Origin of the sequence: Streptomyces sp. NPDC127098, from assembly GCF_042722465.1 — a bacterium.
GTDB classification, from domain to species: Bacteria; Actinomycetota; Actinomycetes; order Streptomycetales; family Streptomycetaceae; genus Streptomyces; species Streptomyces millisiae.
In genome coordinates this window covers 77,333-91,917 of record NZ_JBHXFJ010000011.1, presented here as the reverse complement: position 1 = coordinate 91,917, position 14,585 = coordinate 77,333, and the positions used below count along the sequence as shown (strand labels likewise).

Annotated in this window: 16 protein-coding genes; 9 read left to right on the top strand and 7 right to left on the bottom strand. The window is 71.7% G+C overall.

Features of this window, described 5'->3' with window-relative positions; all coding sequences use genetic code 11:
- The first annotated feature begins 23 nt into the window (after positions 1-23).
- From ACFWI8_RS10185 to ACFWI8_RS10170, 4 genes are all read left to right on the top strand, one after another.
- Positions 24-605: an XRE family transcriptional regulator gene (locus tag ACFWI8_RS10185; RefSeq protein WP_311597919.1), complete on the top strand. Its 582-nt coding sequence runs from the start codon at positions 24-26 to the stop codon at positions 603-605.
- A gap of 185 nt (positions 606-790) precedes the next feature.
- A complete protein-coding gene (locus ACFWI8_RS10180) occupies positions 791-2,188 on the top strand; it encodes a uracil-xanthine permease family protein (RefSeq protein ID WP_387088072.1) in 1,398 nt (465 codons plus the stop codon).
- 39 nt (positions 2,189-2,227) lie between these two features.
- Positions 2,228-2,935, top strand: a complete 708-nt coding sequence (locus ACFWI8_RS10175) for a cysteine hydrolase family protein (protein ID WP_387088070.1) — start codon at positions 2,228-2,230, stop codon at positions 2,933-2,935.
- Positions 2,932-4,065 (top strand): MFS transporter, encoded by a 1,134-nt coding sequence (locus tag ACFWI8_RS10170; protein WP_387088067.1) that lies wholly within the window; start codon positions 2,932-2,934, stop codon positions 4,063-4,065. The genes ACFWI8_RS10175 and ACFWI8_RS10170 overlap by 4 nt, the downstream gene beginning before the upstream one ends.
- 92 nt (positions 4,066-4,157) lie before the next feature.
- Here the strand turns inward: ACFWI8_RS10170 and ACFWI8_RS10165 are convergent, their stop codons facing one another.
- Positions 4,158-5,885 carry a BCCT family transporter gene (locus ACFWI8_RS10165; RefSeq protein WP_387088064.1) on the bottom strand — a complete coding sequence of 576 codons (1,728 nt, stop codon included), beginning with the start codon at positions 5,883-5,885 and terminating at the stop codon, positions 4,158-4,160.
- 392 nt (positions 5,886-6,277) lie between these two features.
- Between ACFWI8_RS10165 and ACFWI8_RS10160 the strand changes: the two genes are divergently transcribed.
- The 3 genes from ACFWI8_RS10160 (at position 6,278) to ACFWI8_RS10150 (ending at position 8,731) form a co-directional block, all read left to right on the top strand.
- The gene (locus ACFWI8_RS10160; protein ID WP_387088061.1) at positions 6,278-7,597 is read left to right on the top strand and encodes a cytochrome; all 1,320 of its coding nucleotides are present in this window, start codon (positions 6,278-6,280) and stop codon (positions 7,595-7,597) included.
- 125 nt (positions 7,598-7,722) lie between these two features.
- The gene (locus ACFWI8_RS10155; protein WP_387088059.1) at positions 7,723-8,328 is read left to right on the top strand and encodes a dihydrofolate reductase family protein; all 606 of its coding nucleotides are present in this window, start codon (positions 7,723-7,725) and stop codon (positions 8,326-8,328) included.
- Between the two features lie 124 nt (positions 8,329-8,452).
- Positions 8,453-8,731: a hypothetical protein gene (locus tag ACFWI8_RS10150; RefSeq protein ID WP_387088056.1), complete on the top strand. Its 279-nt coding sequence runs from the start codon at positions 8,453-8,455 to the stop codon at positions 8,729-8,731.
- Positions 8,732-8,770: 39 nt separating this feature from the next.
- Here ACFWI8_RS10150 and ACFWI8_RS10145 read toward each other — a convergent pair whose 3' ends face one another.
- The 3 genes from ACFWI8_RS10145 to ACFWI8_RS10135 form a co-directional block, all read right to left on the bottom strand.
- Complete coding sequence (locus tag ACFWI8_RS10145) at positions 8,771-9,688, bottom strand: MerR family transcriptional regulator (RefSeq protein WP_387088053.1); 918 nt, start codon at positions 9,686-9,688, stop codon at positions 8,771-8,773.
- A gap of 64 nt (positions 9,689-9,752) precedes the next feature.
- Entirely contained in the window at positions 9,753-10,058 is a 306-nt protein-coding gene (locus ACFWI8_RS10140) for a DUF397 domain-containing protein (protein WP_387088050.1), read from the bottom strand.
- Entirely contained in the window at positions 10,055-10,870 is an 816-nt protein-coding gene (locus ACFWI8_RS10135; RefSeq protein ID WP_387088047.1) for a helix-turn-helix domain-containing protein, read from the bottom strand. The genes ACFWI8_RS10140 and ACFWI8_RS10135 overlap by 4 nt, the downstream gene beginning before the upstream one ends.
- Before the next feature lie 115 nt (positions 10,871-10,985).
- On the opposite strand from ACFWI8_RS10135, the gene ACFWI8_RS10130 reads away from it, so the two are divergent.
- Together ACFWI8_RS10130 and ACFWI8_RS10125 are read left to right on the top strand one after the other, a co-directional pair.
- The gene (locus ACFWI8_RS10130) at positions 10,986-11,414 is read left to right on the top strand and encodes a hypothetical protein (protein WP_387088044.1); all 429 of its coding nucleotides are present in this window, start codon (positions 10,986-10,988) and stop codon (positions 11,412-11,414) included.
- Positions 11,415-11,421: 7 nt separating this feature from the next.
- Positions 11,422-11,826, top strand: coding sequence for an SLATT domain-containing protein (locus ACFWI8_RS10125; RefSeq protein WP_387088041.1), 405 nt, complete (start codon positions 11,422-11,424; stop codon positions 11,824-11,826).
- 5 nt (positions 11,827-11,831) lie between these two features.
- Here ACFWI8_RS10125 and ACFWI8_RS10120 read toward each other — a convergent pair whose 3' ends face one another.
- The 3 genes from ACFWI8_RS10120 to ACFWI8_RS10110 all read right to left on the bottom strand — a co-directional run bounded on the left by ACFWI8_RS10120 (position 11,832) and on the right by ACFWI8_RS10110 (position 14,426).
- Entirely contained in the window at positions 11,832-12,581 is a 750-nt protein-coding gene (locus ACFWI8_RS10120) for an N-acetyltransferase (RefSeq protein ID WP_387088039.1), read from the bottom strand.
- A complete protein-coding gene (locus tag ACFWI8_RS10115) occupies positions 12,566-13,405 on the bottom strand; it encodes a phosphotransferase (protein ID WP_387088037.1) in 840 nt (279 codons plus the stop codon). The genes ACFWI8_RS10120 and ACFWI8_RS10115 overlap by 16 nt, the downstream gene beginning before the upstream one ends.
- Positions 13,406-13,532: 127 nt before the next feature.
- A complete protein-coding gene (locus tag ACFWI8_RS10110; RefSeq protein WP_387088034.1) occupies positions 13,533-14,426 on the bottom strand; it encodes an alpha/beta fold hydrolase in 894 nt (297 codons plus the stop codon).
- Positions 14,427-14,585: the final 159 nt, after the last annotated feature.

Sequence of the window (14,585 nt, the reverse complement as noted above, 5' to 3'; positions counted from 1 at the left end):
CAGGACGCATCCAGGGGGAGAGATTGGGCGGCGCCTCGGACCCCGGTGACTCCCTGGACGAGGTGGTCACCGGCATCGGCGAGCGGGTCCGTTCGCTGCGCATCAAGAAGGGCATGACCCTCCTGGAGCTGGCCACCGAGACCGGCCTGAGCGCCTCCATGCTGAGCACCGTGGAGCGCGGCAGGACCAGCCCTTCGCTCGGCACCCTGCACCGGATCGCGGAGGCCCTCGGGGTGCGGATGGCCTCGCTGTTCGTGCGGGACGGCTCGGGCGACTCGCCCGTCTCCCGCCGCGCCGACCAGGTGACCGACCGGACCGCGGGCGGGGCCGTCCGCCGGCTCGCGCTGTTCCGCCGCGACCAGGACGTCGAGGTCTACGTCGACGAGTACCCGGCGGGCGCCAGCCACGCGGTGCGGCCCTCGCACCACCCGGGGCACGAGTTCGGCGTGGTCGTGGCGGGCAGCCTGGAGGTCGAGGTCAACGGCGGCGTCTACGACCTCGCCGAAGGGGACGCCATCCAGTACGCGGCCCAGCAGCCGCACCTCATCCGGAATCCCTCCGACGCGCCCGCGCACGCCGTCTGGGTCAATCTCCGCCGCCTGTAAGGGCGTTGCCCGCCACCCCGGCTTCCACCCAGAACCGGCGGTTCTCCGATGACGCCCGCGCAACCTCCGCGCAACATCGGAGCAACAACCCCATCGTAAAAATATCGCCGCTGGTGAAATTCCCGGTCTGCGAAGGCGCTGCCCATCCCTGTCCCACCAGCGCGTGAACGGAACGGCGGTCAACGGTGGTCAGCGACAACGCGAGCGACAACGCACCCACGCACGGCGTCCTCAGGGTCGGGTTCGAGGACCGGCTGCCCCCGGGCAGGACGACCCTCTTCGGCATACAGCACCTGCTCGCCCTCACCGGAATCTGGATCTTCCCCGCCGCCCTCGGCTCGGCCCTGTCCCTCTCCCAGGGGGACGTGGGCAGGATCGTCCAGGCGTGCTTCCTGCTCACCGGTATCGTCACCGTGCTCCAGTCGGGCCGGATGCTGCGGCTGCCCATCGTCCAGGGGCCCACCGCGGCCTTCCTCGTCGCGCTCATCGCGGCCGGCGGCTCGGAGGGGCTCGGCACCGCGTTCGGCTCCATGATGGTCGCCGGCGTGATCTTCATGGCGCTGACCATCCCCGCCAGGCGGCTCGGCCTGTTCGGCCACATAGCCAGGATCGCCACCTCCCCGCTGGTCTTCGGCACCCTCTTCGTCGTCATCGGTGCCCAACTCGCCGGCATCGGCGTCAGCGGCTGGTTCGGGGCCCCCGGCACCGAGGGGTTCGGCGGCCCCAACTTCGCCGTCGCCTGCGTCACCGTCCTCACCGTGCTGGCCTGCCTGGTCTTCGGCGGGCGCGGCCTGGTCAAGCACGGCGCGATCGTGTGGGGCATCGTCGTCGGCAGCCTCACCGCCGCCGCCACCGGCCTGTGGAGCGTGCCCGACCTGTCGGGCTCCGGGGCCGTCGCGGCGCCCGAGTACCTGCCGTTCGGCTTCGGCGTCTCCTGGCCCGTCGTGCTGCTGATGGTGATGGCCTTCCTCCAGGCCGGCACCGAGGCCATGGGCATGTACAGCCTGGTGGGCGGCTGGGGCGGGCAGCGCATGACCCTGGACCGCACCAACCGCGGCCTGTTCGCCGAGTTCCTCGGCTCCACGGTCGGCGCCGCCTTCGGCGGCATCGGCACCACCTCCTACCCGGAGAACGCGGCCATCGTCCGCGTCACCGGAATCGGCAGCCGGTTCGTCACGATGACGGCCGGCGGGTTCGCCATCGTGCTCGCCTTCGTGCCGCCGGTCGGGCTGTTCATCGCCGGTCTGCCGGGACCGGTGCTCTCGGCCGCCTCCACCGTCCTCTTCGGCATCATCGCGATGAGCGGCGTCCAGCTGCTCTCCACCGTCCGCTGGGACGACCTCAACCTGGCCGTCGCCGCACCGGCGTTCATCATCGCCCTCGGCGTGCAGTTCCTGCCCCCCGAGATCACCGAGTCGCTGCCCGACTCGGCCGCCAGCATCCTCACCAGCCCGATGATGGTCGCCGTCATCCTGCTGCTGGTGCTCCACCTGCTGGTCAACATCCTGCTCCGCCCCGCCCTTGAGCGGCGCGCCGCCACCGCGACCGACGAGGCCACCACCCCGGCCCCGGCCGCCCACTGACCCACCCATCCCGCACACCGAAACCCCGAAGGCAGCCGCATGCCCGCGCACCACCACGTCTACGGCACCCGCCGCCCCCTGCCCGCCACCGGCGAGCTCGCCGACTTCCTCGACCCGACGCACGCCGCCGTCGTCTCCATCGACATGCACGAGGGGCACCTCTCCACGGACCCGGCCTGCCCCTGCCCGGCCCCGCGCGGCCGGGAGATCGTCGAGCCGGTCGACGCCTTCCACCGGGCCGCCAGGGAACGCGGGGTCCCCGTGATCCACGTGCGCTCCGAGGTCCGCGCCTCGGGGGTCGACGACGTCCGCGGCATACCCAGCGCCTGGCGCACCACCTTCCCGCTGCACGTGGGCCCCATCCCGGGCGCCGGCGACCACGCGCTCGCCGGCAGCCGGTGGACCCGCTTCGTGACGGAGGTGGCGCCGGACGACGAGGTGGTGACCGGCAAGAAGCGGCTCTCCGCCTTCTACCCCACCGACCTGGACTTCCTGCTGCGGCAGCTGGGCGTCACGCACCTCGTGCTGGACGGCATCATGGCCGACTGCTGCGTCCTCAACACCGCCTTCGACGCCGCCAACCTGAGCTACCGGGTGACGGTCGCCCGCGACCTGGTGCGCGGCACCGACGCCGCGTTGGAGCAGGCCGCGCTCGACATCGTCTCGCTGCACGTGGGCGTGGTCGCCGACGCCGCCGACGTGCTCGCCGCCTGGGACGGGGCGACGGCGCGCGCCGCCGCGCGATGAGGCCACGCCCCCTGGGCCCCGGGCCGGCCGCACTGGCGGTGACGGGCGCGCTGCTCGCCATCATGGCCCTGTCCACCGCCCCCACCCCCCTCTACCCGGGCTACGCCGCCCGCGACGGCCTCGGCCCGTTCGGCGTCACCGTCGTGTTCAGCGTCTTCGTCGCCGGCGTGCTCGCCGCGCTGCCGACCCTCGGCCGGGCCGGCGACCGGTACGGCCGCCGCCCGGCGCTGCTCGGCGCCGTCGGCTGCGCGCTGGCGGCCGACGCCGTGCTGGCGCTGCCCTGGGGACCGCCCGGCCTGCTTGTCGGCCGGGCGCTGAGCGGCGTCGCGGTCGGCGCGGCGGCCCCGGTGGCCACCGTCTGGATCACCGAGCTGGTCGCCCGCGCCTGGGGCGAGGACGGCCGACGCCGCTGGGCCACGCTGACCCCGGCGCTCAGCCTGGCCGGGCTCAGCCTCGGCCCGCTGCTCGCCGGCTGGCTCGCCGCGACGACCTCCCGGCCGCTCACCACGCCCTACGTCGTGCTCGGCGCGGCACTGGCCGTGCTGCTGGTGCCGCTGGCCCTGGCCCCCGAGACCGGCGCCCCCGCTCACCGGACCGGGCCCGGCGCCTCCCTGCCGCCGCCGGGCGTGCTGCTCGCCGCCTTCGGCGGGTTCTCCGTCACCGGTCTCTTCGGCGCGCTCGCCCCCGAGATGCTGGCCACCATCGACCCGCAGCCGTCCCCGGCAGCCGTGGGCACCGCGGTCTTCGCGGTCTTCGCGGCGGGCGCGGCGGCCCCCGCCGCGCTGCGCCGCGTCCCGCCGGGCCGGCAGATCCGGGCGGGCGCGGTGGCCGTGGCGCTCGGCCTCGCCGGGGTGTGGCTGGCCGTCGCCCTGGGCGCGGTCCCCTGCTTCGTGGCCGGCGGCGTGCTGGCCGGCGCGGGCGGCGGCCTGCTCTTCCGCGGCGCGCTGGCCACGGCGCTCGCCACCGCGCACGCCGCCGGCGCGGTGTTCACCGCCGCCTACAGCGGCCTGGCGGTCCCCGTGCTCGGCATGGGCCTGCTGCTGACGGCCGTCCCCATGACCGCCGCGCTCACCGTCTTCACCGGCTGGACCGTGCTGCTGTTGCCGCTGACCGCGCGGCGCGCGGCGTAGCGCCCGGATCCGGACGCGCCGCGGCCCGGGCCGCGGCGGCGCGCACGCGCGCCGGCCACGGCCCGGGCCGCGAGAGGCTCCGGCCGGCCGGGTCAGTCGGCCAGGACGACCACGTCGCCCGCCTTGCCGTTCCCGTTGCCGTTCCCGTTGGACTGCCCGGGCCCTTCGCCGTTGCCGTTGCCCGGACCGATCCGCAGCTCGAAGTCGCCGTCGTACTTCTGGTGTCCGGCGATCACGGCCATCTCCACGGCCTCGACGCCCTTCTCCTCACGAAGGATCAGCGAGTCCTGCCGCAGGTCGCGCATCAGTGCCACGCAGAGCCCGATCATGACCAGCGTGAACGGCACGGCCGCCAGGATCGTCAGGTTCTGCAGGCCGTCCAACGCCGTCGAACCGCCGCCGCCGATCATCAGCATCACGGCCGCCACGGCGCCGGTCAGCGCGCCCCAGAACACCACCACGAGACGGCCGGGCTCCAGCGTGCCGCGCTGCGACAGGGTGCCCATCACGATGGACGCCGCGTCGGCACCGGACACGAAGAAGATCCCGACCAGGATCATCACCAGCAGCGCGGTGACGCTGGCCAGCGGGTACTCCTGGAGCACCGCGAACAGCTGGCCCTCGGTGGTGGCCTGGCCGGTCAGGCCGGCGCCCTGCTCCTCAAGACGCATCGCCGTGCCACCGAAGATCGCGAACCAGATGAGGCTGACCACGCTCGGCACCAGGATCACGCCGCCGACGAACTGCCGGATGGTCCGGCCCCGGCTGATCCGCGCGATGAACATGCCGACGAACGGCGTCCACGAGATCCACCAGGCCCAGTAGAAGACCGTCCAGCCCGACAGCCACTCGGCGACGCCCTCGCCGCCGCTGGCCTCGGTGCGGGCCGCCATGTCCGGCAGGTCACCGATGAAGGAGCCGACCGACGACGGGATCAGGTCGAGCATCAGCACCGTCGGGCCCACCAGGAACAGGAAGACCACCAGCACCAGGGCGAGCACCATGTTGATGTTGGACAGCCACTGGATGCCCTTGGCCACGCCGGACACCGCCGACAGCACGAAGGCGACGGTCAGGCCGGCGATCACCAGCACCAGCAGCCCGGTGCCGACATCGCTCATCCAGCCCAGCTCCTCGACGCCGCTGCCGATCTGCAGCGCGCCCAGGCCGAGCGAGGCGGCCGAGCCGAACAGCGTGGCGATGATCGCGAGGATGTCGATGACCCGACCCCACGAGCCGTTGGCCCGCTTCTCGCCGATCAGCGGGGTGAACACCGCGCTGATCGTCTGCCGCCGGCCGCGCCGGTAGACGCTGTAGGCGATGGCCATGCCGACCACCGCGTAGATCGCCCACGGGTGCAGCGTCCAGTGGAAGAGGGTGGTGGACATCGCCGTGGTCATCCGCTCACCGTCGTCGGCCGGCGAGGTGCCGGGCGGCGGGGTGCCGAAGTGCGCCAGGGGCTCGCTCACGCCCCAGAACATCAGGCCGATGCCCATGCCGGCGCTGAACATCATGGCGACCCAGGAGATCGTCCTGAACTCGGGCTTCTCGCCCTCCTTGCCCAGGGTGATCCGCCCGTACCGACTCATCGCCAGCCAGAGCGCGAACACCACGAACCCGGAGGCCGCGAGCACGAAGCCCCAGCCCGCGTTGTGGATGATCTTGCCGAGCGCGTCGGAGGACGCCTCGGCGAGGGAGTCCGAGGACACCGCGCCCCAGACGACGAAGGCCAGCGTCAGCACGGCGGAGACGCCGAACACCACCGGATCCGTCCGTGGTTTCGTCAGCGACAGCCGAGGAGGCCTGTCCTTAGCCGTCACCGAACCGTGTTTATCGCTTGGCACGCCGTACCTTTCCTTCCCACCCGGTCTCGTAGCTGGGATCAGCCGCTGTACCTGTACCGGGCAACAATCTGCATGCGCGAGCGGCTACCCGAATTCGCTCCAACCATGCCACGCGATGAAAACGCGTTGACCTGCGGAAATCGCTCTTCGTTAACCTCTTGTCACTCTCTGGTGGGGTGAGCGGCGGCGAAAAATCTCACAACCTTTATGCGGTTCTTACGCTGGATCGCCCGCTCGTCGACGCAACGTGACCATCCGCCGTAGTCATCCGGTCACGGAAACAGTCGAGTTCCAGCCATTGAACGAAACCCGTGGATTCCCTACGATCACGCACCTGTCGATCTTGAGCACGACCGAGCGGAGCCCCGGTGTCGTCCCCTCTCCCCACGGCCGCTCGGCTGGCCGATCTGCCCGCCGAACCGCTGATCACGCACGAGTACGAGCGGAACCGCCCGGCCGTCCTCGCCGCGCAGCGCGAGCGCCACGGCGCCGTCGCCCCCGTCGACCTGCTGGGTCAGCCGGTCTGGCTGGTTCTGGACCACACGGAGGCCATGCGCGTCCTGACCGACGAGGCGCACTGGAAGAAGGCCCCCGCCCACTGGCGTGCCTACCGGGAGGGCGCCGTCCCCCGGGACTGGCCGCTGCGGTTCGTCGTGGACAGCGAGATGGTGACCTTCTTCGACGACGAACGTCACGCGGCCGCCCGGGCCGCCATCGACGCCGCCATCGCCCCCTACCAGGGGGAGGGAGCCGAGGCCGGACGGTTGCGCGAGCTGATCACGGCCCACGCCGACCAGCTCATCAGCTTCCTCAGCGCGGGCGGCGGCGGACGGGGCATGGCCGACCTCTGCGGCCAGTACGCGCGCCCGCTGCCGCTCATGGTCGCCAACCACCTGCTCGGTCTCCCGGACGCCGAGGGAGACGACGTGCTGATGGACGTCTGGCGGGTCCTGGACGCCGGCCCCGAGGCGCCGATGGCCGTGCACCGCCTCCTGGCCGACCTGCGCGAGCTGGTCGAGGAGAAGCGACGCCACCCCGGCGACGACATCCCGTCCCGGCTGCTCGCCCACGCCCCCGACGCGAGCACCGACGAACACGCCCTCCACCTCAACATGATCCTGGTGACCACGGCCGAGTCCACCGGCGCGCTGCTCGCCGGCAGCCTGGTCCACGCGCTCGCCACGGACACCCTCGACGAGGTCGACCCGCGCGAGCTGATCGAGCGCACCGCCGTCGCCAACCCGCCCATGCAGAACCTGTCGCTGCGCTTCGCGGCGGCGGACACCCCCCTCGGCGGCGTCACCGTCGCCGCCGGCGACCCCGTGATGGTCTCCCCGGCCGCCGCCCACGCCTGCCCGCACTTCACCGGGACCGACGACGCCCCCCACCTCGCCTTCGGCGCGGGACCCCACGCCTGCCCGGCCCGCCCACTGGCCGAGACGATCGTCACCATCGGCATCGAACGGGTCCGCGAACGCTTCGGAGAGCTCAGGCTGGCCCTGCCGCCCGACCAACTCCCATGGCGCTTCACCCCGTTGGTGACCGGCCTGCGGTCCCTCCCGGTCCGCTACGACGTGGCTGCGCCGGCTGCGCAGCCGGCGCCGGCGGCGGCCGAGCCGCAGCCGGCTCCGCCGGAACGCCGCTCCGCGTTCTGGCGGCTGCTGGCCACGCTGCGAGGCGGTCGTTAGTGCCTTCCTCTGACGAGACGATCGGCTGCGGCGTCATGGGTTTGCTCGTTACCCCACAGCGCGGCCGATGAGTTTGTGGCTCCCAGCCGGTCAAAGCTCGTGACCCCTTGGGAAAGGACACCGCCATGTCGGAGCTTCTCGTCGACTTCATCACCTCCCTCGACGGCTACGCGTCGGGAGAGGGGTGGCCCGGGTTCTGGGGCCTCGAGGGCCCGGAGTACCTCGCATGGCTCGGCGAGCAGCCCGAGGCCACCCACCTGATGGGAGCGAACACCTACCGCCTGATGTCGGGCTTCGCCGCCGGCGAGGTCCCGAACGGCCAGGGCGAGTTCAGGACCGAGGAAGAGGCGTCCGTCGACGAGCTCACGCAAGCGTCCAAGGTGGTGTTCTCCTCCTCACTCGAGGAGCCACTGACGTGGGCCAACTCCACGCTCGTCCGCGACGACGCCGTCGAGGCGGTCCGCGCCATGAAGTCGAGTGGCTCGGGGCTCCTCAGCACGATCGGCAGCCTGAGCCTGTGCCGGTCCCTGCTGCGAGCCGGACTCGTCGACCGCTTCCGGGTCGTGATGTTCCCGGTGATCACCGGGGCCACGGGCGCGGAACGCATCTACGACGGCTATCCGGACGTCGCCCTCGAGATGACCGACCACCGCACCTTCGACGGCCGCATCCAGCTGGTCGAGTACAAGCCCCGCGTGCTCGAACACCCGCCGCTCGGCGCCCCCGCGTGACGTCGCCCCGCCCGCCGGTCCGGACCGCCGCCGGGCCGGCGGGCGCCGACGCCTCGATTGGCCTGAGTACCCTCGGCGGGTGGACGCTCGCGAGCAGTACGTGAGATACCGACAGGACCGAACTGTGCTGGCGACGGTCGGCACTCATCTCGATCCCCAGATCAGCCGCATCAGCGTGCGGTTGCCCCGGTCCGTGGCTGAGTCGGCGGTCGCCGCCTGGGAACGTGACGAACTGGATGAGGTCGGCGAGGAGAGCCGCGAAGAGTACGAACTGCGTGAGGACGCTGCCGAACTGGCTCTGATCGGCCTGGCGATCTCCTCACGTGGCGTGTGGGACGGGGAGGAGGTCGTCGTCGATGTGGATGTCGTCCAGATCGCGGCGGCCTTGCGGGCCGCGGGGTAGGGCAGGCCGCAGGAACGAGAGGTCGACGCCGCACCGCGCTCACGACGCGTCGGCGTGCGCCCGGAGCGCGGCGATCAACCATTCGAAGGCCGGTACCTGCGCCGGCGCCGGCGGCCAGCCGTTGAGCCTGCCCAGCAACTGCCAGTACCGCTCCACCCTGCGGTCGGTGAAGGTGGCCAACTGGTCGGCCAGCCGGAGGCGTTCCGCCGGGGCGAGATCCTGATCGACGACCCGGGCCAGGATCTCCCGGCCCGCCGCCGACTCCGGCGCCACGCCCTCGCGCACCGCGCCGCCGGCGTGCTCCAGGACGCGCGCCGGGTCGGCGCCCCGCGGCTCCGACAGCGACCGCGCGCCGGCCACCGCCATCTCCCGCACCCGTCGCGCGAAGCCCTCGTCGCCGACCAACTCGGCCAGCTCCACCCAGGCCTCCACCTGCTCGGAGGTGGGGTCGGCGGGCAGCTCCGCCGGCAGGGAGCGCATCGCCTGCGCGAGGTGGGCGCCGGGCGCATCCGGGTCGACGCCGTCGAAAGCGCGATGGACGAAGTCGTCGATGATCCGCTGCCGTTCCTCGGCGGACATCCGGGCCAGTCGGTGCATGAGTCTCAACTCCTCGGTGGTGCCGGCACTTCGAGCAACCCACCGCAGCACGGCGCGCCGCACCTGCAACACGCGGATCTCGGCGTCCAGCGCGTCCAGCTGTGCCGCCGCCACGTCGCGCACCGTGCTCCGCCGGGCCAGCACCTGACGGACCGTGTCCAGGCCAAGGCCCAGCTCCCGGAGGGTGCGGACCAGATCGAGGCGGGCGACGGCCGCCGCGTCGTAGAGCCGGTACCCGCCCCGCGACCGGCCGGTCGGCGTGACGACGCCGCCGTCCGACCAGAAGCGGATCGTCCGCACCGACAGACCGGTGCGACGGGCGAGCTCGCCGATAGTGAACAGTTCGCTGTGGTCGCTCACGGCACCAAGCGTCGACCCTCCAGTGGGTGGAGACTCAACCTCTTGTTCCGACGCGACGGTGAACCTAACGCGTCACGTGACGGACCACGCTCCGCCATGCCGGCGCCGACACGGCGAGCGTCGCGCCTCCGGCGCGGTTCTTGGAGTCCCGGACGTGCACGGTGACGGGGTCGGTGGCCACCTCGACGCACTCACCGCCTTGGTTGCCGCTGTGCGAGGAGGTGTGCCACTGTGTGGCAACCTCCAGGCAGTCGCCCGGTTCGCTGCCGCTGTGGCTGGACTTGTGCCAGTCCAGGGCGACTTCGAGACAGTCCCCGCCTTGGCTGCCGCTGTAGCTGGACTTGAACCACACGAGAGAAGAGCTGCTCATAGTTCGCGGATCATCTCCTCGATCAGCTTGCGGGATTCCTCTGGATTGAGGGCCTGCGAGCGGATCATGCCATATCGCGTTTGAAAGGCGCTGACATGCGTCCGGTCATCGACGACATGACCGATGTGTTGACCCTCGACATAGGCAACCCAATCCCGATCGGGCGTTTCGAGCAGCGTGAAGGGGCCATCGAACCCCGCATGGGATGTATAGGACATCGGCATCACCTGCACCGAGGCGTTACGCATGGCCGAGACCTCAAGCAGCCGCTCCAACTGCTCCCGCATCACTAGTGGACCGCCGATTGGCTGACGCAGGACGATTTCTAGGATGACCTGCGAGAAGTTCACGGCCGGTTTCCGGGCCAGCAGTTCTTGGCGGTCCATTCGGGCTTGTACGTGGCGCTCGACCTCATCGTCATCAAGCATGGGTGAGTAGGCGCTCAGCACCGCGCGGGCATAGCTCCGTGTCTGTACAAGCCCCTTGATGGTCAGTGCGTCATAGCACCAGAGGCTGACGGCCTCGCCCTCCCTGTCCGCGTACTCGCCGAACCAGTCCGGGTGTCGCTGCTCGCGCAGTCGCGTCGCCGTGGGGGCCAGGACCCCCGTCAGGCCCAGCAACTTCTCCAACTCGTCGATGAACTCCGGGCTCGCGTTCCGTTCACCGCGTTCGATTTTCTCCAACATGGACTCCGAGTAGCCGACGATCAGCGCCGCCTGCCCGGGCGTCACGTCGTTGAACTCGCGTAGCGCCCGCAGGAGCGCTCCGAACACCTGGCGCCCGTCGAGGCTTTGGTTCTTCTTCCCGGCCATCTCGCCCTCCCGAGGTTTCACACAGCCGCACACATCGGCCAGGTGGCGAGGCACACGCTGTGATGTCGACCCGTCACCACTGGTCACGGTAGGCGCCGGTCGGAAGGATGGCCGCATGATCGGCGAAAATGAACTCGAACCGGTGGTATCTCCCTATCGTCCCGACTGGGTCCCCCTGACCGGCACCACGCTCCGCATGGTCGGCGTCGTCTTCGACGCCGTCCGTGTCGTCGGCGAGCGTGGGCCCGAGGTGGCGGACGCGTTGGGGCACGCGGCCGGGCCCATCGTGCATCAGGCCATCGGGGAGTCGCGGATGTACTTCCTCGTCCCGCCCGGAAGCGTCCGTGGCTACCGCTGGCCGTATCCGGCCGAGGCGTTCAGCCGGAGCGCCGCGCGGTACTCCTACGTCGGCGTCCCGGCGCTGCGCGCCGGTAGCGCGACGTGGCCGTTGGTGTGGCGCTCGGTGCCCACCGAGGCGGCGCCGTTCGTGGACGTGAAACTCCTGAACGCGACGGTGCGTTCGCTATGGCGTGCCGACACCTGATGATCCCGTGCTGGAATACGCCCGCGCCGACCTCGCCTGGTACGCGCGTGTCCGTGACCGTGCCCGCAGGCGGCGCCTGGTCATCGAGTTGAGCGCGCTGGTCGTCGGCGCCGCCACCGTCGTGGCCGCCGGGCTGCAGGCGGCGCCGGCCGTGACGGCCTCGCTGGCCGGGGTGTCGGTCTTCATCGGTGGGTTCCGGCAGCTCTTCAACGACACGGAGCGCCATGTGCTGGCCGCCGAAGCCTGGTCGAGGCTGCGGATGGCGATCCAGCGCTACCAGCTCGTGCCGGAGGCGGACCGCGACGAGGCCAGCCGCCAACTCCTGCTGGAGCAGGTCGAGTCGACCGCGTCGGTCGAGCTCCAGGGCTGGGCCGCCGACCGTCGCGGCACCGGAGCGCTGCCGCCGGCGTAGCCGCGTCAGGACAGCCGGTGGTGCACCCAGACGCACGGCTCGCAGTACACGGCGTGATCACGCACGGCGTCGCAGTGGACGGGGACCAGCGCGCCCGGGACATTCACGTCGCCGGTGGTGTCGAAGGGGAGTCCGGTCCACTGGCGCCACTCCGCGAGGGAGCCCGCGATGGTCATCGCCCGGACCGAGACCCCGACGATGCGACCGCCGGCCCGGACGTGGACCCGCAACCAGGGGTCCACCGGCAGTCCGTCGTCCCGGCGCGCGTCAGCGTAGTCGACGATCGACAGCTCCGGATGGCGGTGCTTGGCGTTTGGCCTGACGGGCGCGACGAGGCTGGCGTAGCCTCGATCAGCGGCGTTGCGGCGCATCGCGTCGAGCATGACCGACGACAGGCCGGTGCCCCTGAGGTCCGGCCGGACCGAGATCTCCAGGGCGGACACCAGCGTGCCCCGGCGGCCGGCGAGACGGTCTCGCGTCGCGGTGAGGATGACCTCGTCCCAGCCGCCGGCCGGCAGCGATTCGTCGGGGTCGCCGTCCCAGGTGAACGGCACGCTGTAGCCCTTGGCGACCAGTCGGTCCGGATGATCCCGGTCGACGGCGATCAGCACGAACTCGGGGAACGCCGTTTCGACGTCGTTGAAGTACAGCGGCGCGACCGGATCCCGGTCCATGAAGGTGGGCCAGTCGTGGAAGTCGCCCAACAGGGGTAGCAGGTCGGGTCGTTGCTCGGCGGTGGTCACCAGCAGATCCATGTCTCCTCCGTCCTGCTTCCGGGCACCAGCCCGGCGCGCCGTGCCCAGCCGCCCGAACCGCCGAGAAAAGCAGCGCGTTCCGAGCGGAGCCAGGTGCGCTCGGCCGCCATCTCGGCCGCGTCGCCACGGGCCAGGAACGTGGCCCACGGCTCCTGGCCTCGCCGGCCGAGCCGTTCGACGCGGGCGGCCTCGCGGGACTGGAGGTCGTCCAGCGCGTCGAGGACCGCCGCGACGGGCGCCCCGTATGCGGCGCAGAGGGCGTCGAGGCGGTCGCGCGGGGTGTGTGCCCCGGTGATGCCCGCCCTTCGCTGCTGCTCGACGGGGCGCAGCGGCACCGCGTACCAGGCGAGTTGCGCCAGGTCGTCGATGGCGTGGCCGGGGGCCGCGAAGTCCCAGTCGATGAAGCCGGCCAGGCGGTCGCCGTCCCAGATGGAGTTCCAGGGGCCGAGGTCGCCGTGCCGGATGACCAGGCCGGGCCGCCACTCGTCCTCCTGGCCCTGCCAGCGGGCGTCGGCCGGCGGCCGGAAGTCCCGGACGGCGTCGTGGTAGTCGCGCAGCCAGGAGCCAAGCTCGCCGATGCCGGCGGTCGACCGCAGGGCCGGCGGCCAGGGGGAGAGGGCCGGTTCGCCGTGCAGCAGCGACAGGACCTCCTCGGTGCCGTCCGTGCCGAGTACCCGTGGGGCGCGGGTGAAGCCGGCCGCTTCCAGGTGGGTCAGCAGGGCGTGCACCGCGGGTGTCCACTCGCCGACCGGCCGGCGGATCGTCTCGCCGACCCGCCGGACGGTGGTCACGCTGCCCCTGTCGGTGGCGCCGTCCTCGATCACCGGGTCAGGGTAGCCGGCGGTCAGCCGTACTGCCGGCACTCGCCGGTGAAGACGCCGTCCAGGCACTCCCGGACGAGCTGTTCGGCGGCCGTCCGCGGTGTGCGGTCCCCGACCTCGGCCGGCTGGCTCAGCCTCCGGCGGTGTCGTGGACGCGACGCAGGAAGTCCCGCACCAGCGCGGTGATCTCCGGGCCATGGGTCTCCAGCGCGAAGTGCCCGGCGTCCAGCAGGTGGAGCTCGGCGTCGGGCAGGTCGCGCAGGAACGCCTCGGCGCCGGCCGGGCCGAAGATCTCGTCGTTCCGGCCCCAGGTCAGCAGCGTCGGCGGCCGGTGGGTGCGGAAGTACCGCTGGAAGTCCGGGTACGCCTCCAGGTTGAACTGGTAGTCCCAGAAGAGCTGGAGCTGGATCGCGTCGTTGCCCGGCCGGTCGAGCCCCGCCTGGTCGAGCAGCCAGGTCTCAGGGGCGACGCGGTCCAGCCGGTCGGCGGGCACACCGTGCGTGTACTGCCAGCGGGTGGCTTCGAGCGTCAGCTGCTCCCGCGCCCTCGCCTCGTTGGCGGCCCGGTCCTCGGCGTGGGCGAAGAGCACGTCCCAGAAGGGGGTGAAGCCCTCCTGGTAGGCGTTGCCGTTCTGGCTGATCAGCGCGGTGACCCGCTCCGGATGGCGGCTGGCGATCCGCAGGCCGATGGGGGCGCCGTAGTCCTGGACGAAGAGGGCGAAGCGGTCGAGGCCGAGCTGGTCGAGCAGGGCGAGGGTGACGGCGGTCAGGCTCTCGAAGCCGTAGTCGAACGCGTCGACCGTGGGCATCGCCGAGTTCCCGAAGCCGATGTGGTCGGGCGCGACCAGGTGGAACTCGTCGGCGAGCGCGCCGATCAGGCCGCGGTACATGTGCGAGCTGGTGGGGAACCCGTGCAGCAGCACCAGGGTGGGCCGGGCCGGGTCGCCGGCCTCCCGGTAGAAGACGTCGAGGCCGTCGACCGTCGCCGTGTGGTAGCGGACGTCGAAGCCTGTCGGCTGTGCCATGGTCATGCCTTTCGGAGATGTGCCGTGGTCGTCGGGCCGGCGCTCAGTCGGTAGGCGGGTGGGCGCAGCGTCATGACATGCCCCTCTCGGTAGAGAACGGTCGTTCTCTTGCTGCTCGGGTAGCCTATGAGAACGCTGGTTCTCGGGCAAGCGTGGAGG

What these genes read in the sequence shown, in the direction of transcription:
- ACFWI8_RS10175 (WP_387088070.1), top strand. Translation starts at nt 2,228, where the DNA reads ATGCCCGCGCACCACCACGTCTACGGCACCCGCCGCCCCCTGCCCGCC.
- ACFWI8_RS10170 (WP_387088067.1), top strand. Translation starts at nt 2,932, where the DNA reads ATGAGGCCACGCCCCCTGGGCCCCGGGCCGGCCGCACTGGCGGTGACG.
- ACFWI8_RS10155 (WP_387088059.1), top strand. Translation starts at nt 7,723, where the DNA reads ATGTCGGAGCTTCTCGTCGACTTCATCACCTCCCTCGACGGCTACGCG.
- ACFWI8_RS10140 (WP_387088050.1), bottom strand. Translation starts at nt 10,058, where the DNA reads ATGAGCAGCTCTTCTCTCGTGTGGTTCAAGTCCAGCTACAGCGGCAGC.
- ACFWI8_RS10135 (WP_387088047.1), bottom strand. Translation starts at nt 10,870, where the DNA reads ATGGCCGGGAAGAAGAACCAAAGCCTCGACGGGCGCCAGGTGTTCGGA.
- ACFWI8_RS10130 (WP_387088044.1), top strand. Translation starts at nt 10,986, where the DNA reads ATGATCGGCGAAAATGAACTCGAACCGGTGGTATCTCCCTATCGTCCC.
- ACFWI8_RS10120 (WP_387088039.1), bottom strand. Translation starts at nt 12,581, where the DNA reads ATGGATCTGCTGGTGACCACCGCCGAGCAACGACCCGACCTGCTACCC.
- ACFWI8_RS10110 (WP_387088034.1), bottom strand. Translation starts at nt 14,426, where the DNA reads ATGGCACAGCCGACAGGCTTCGACGTCCGCTACCACACGGCGACGGTC.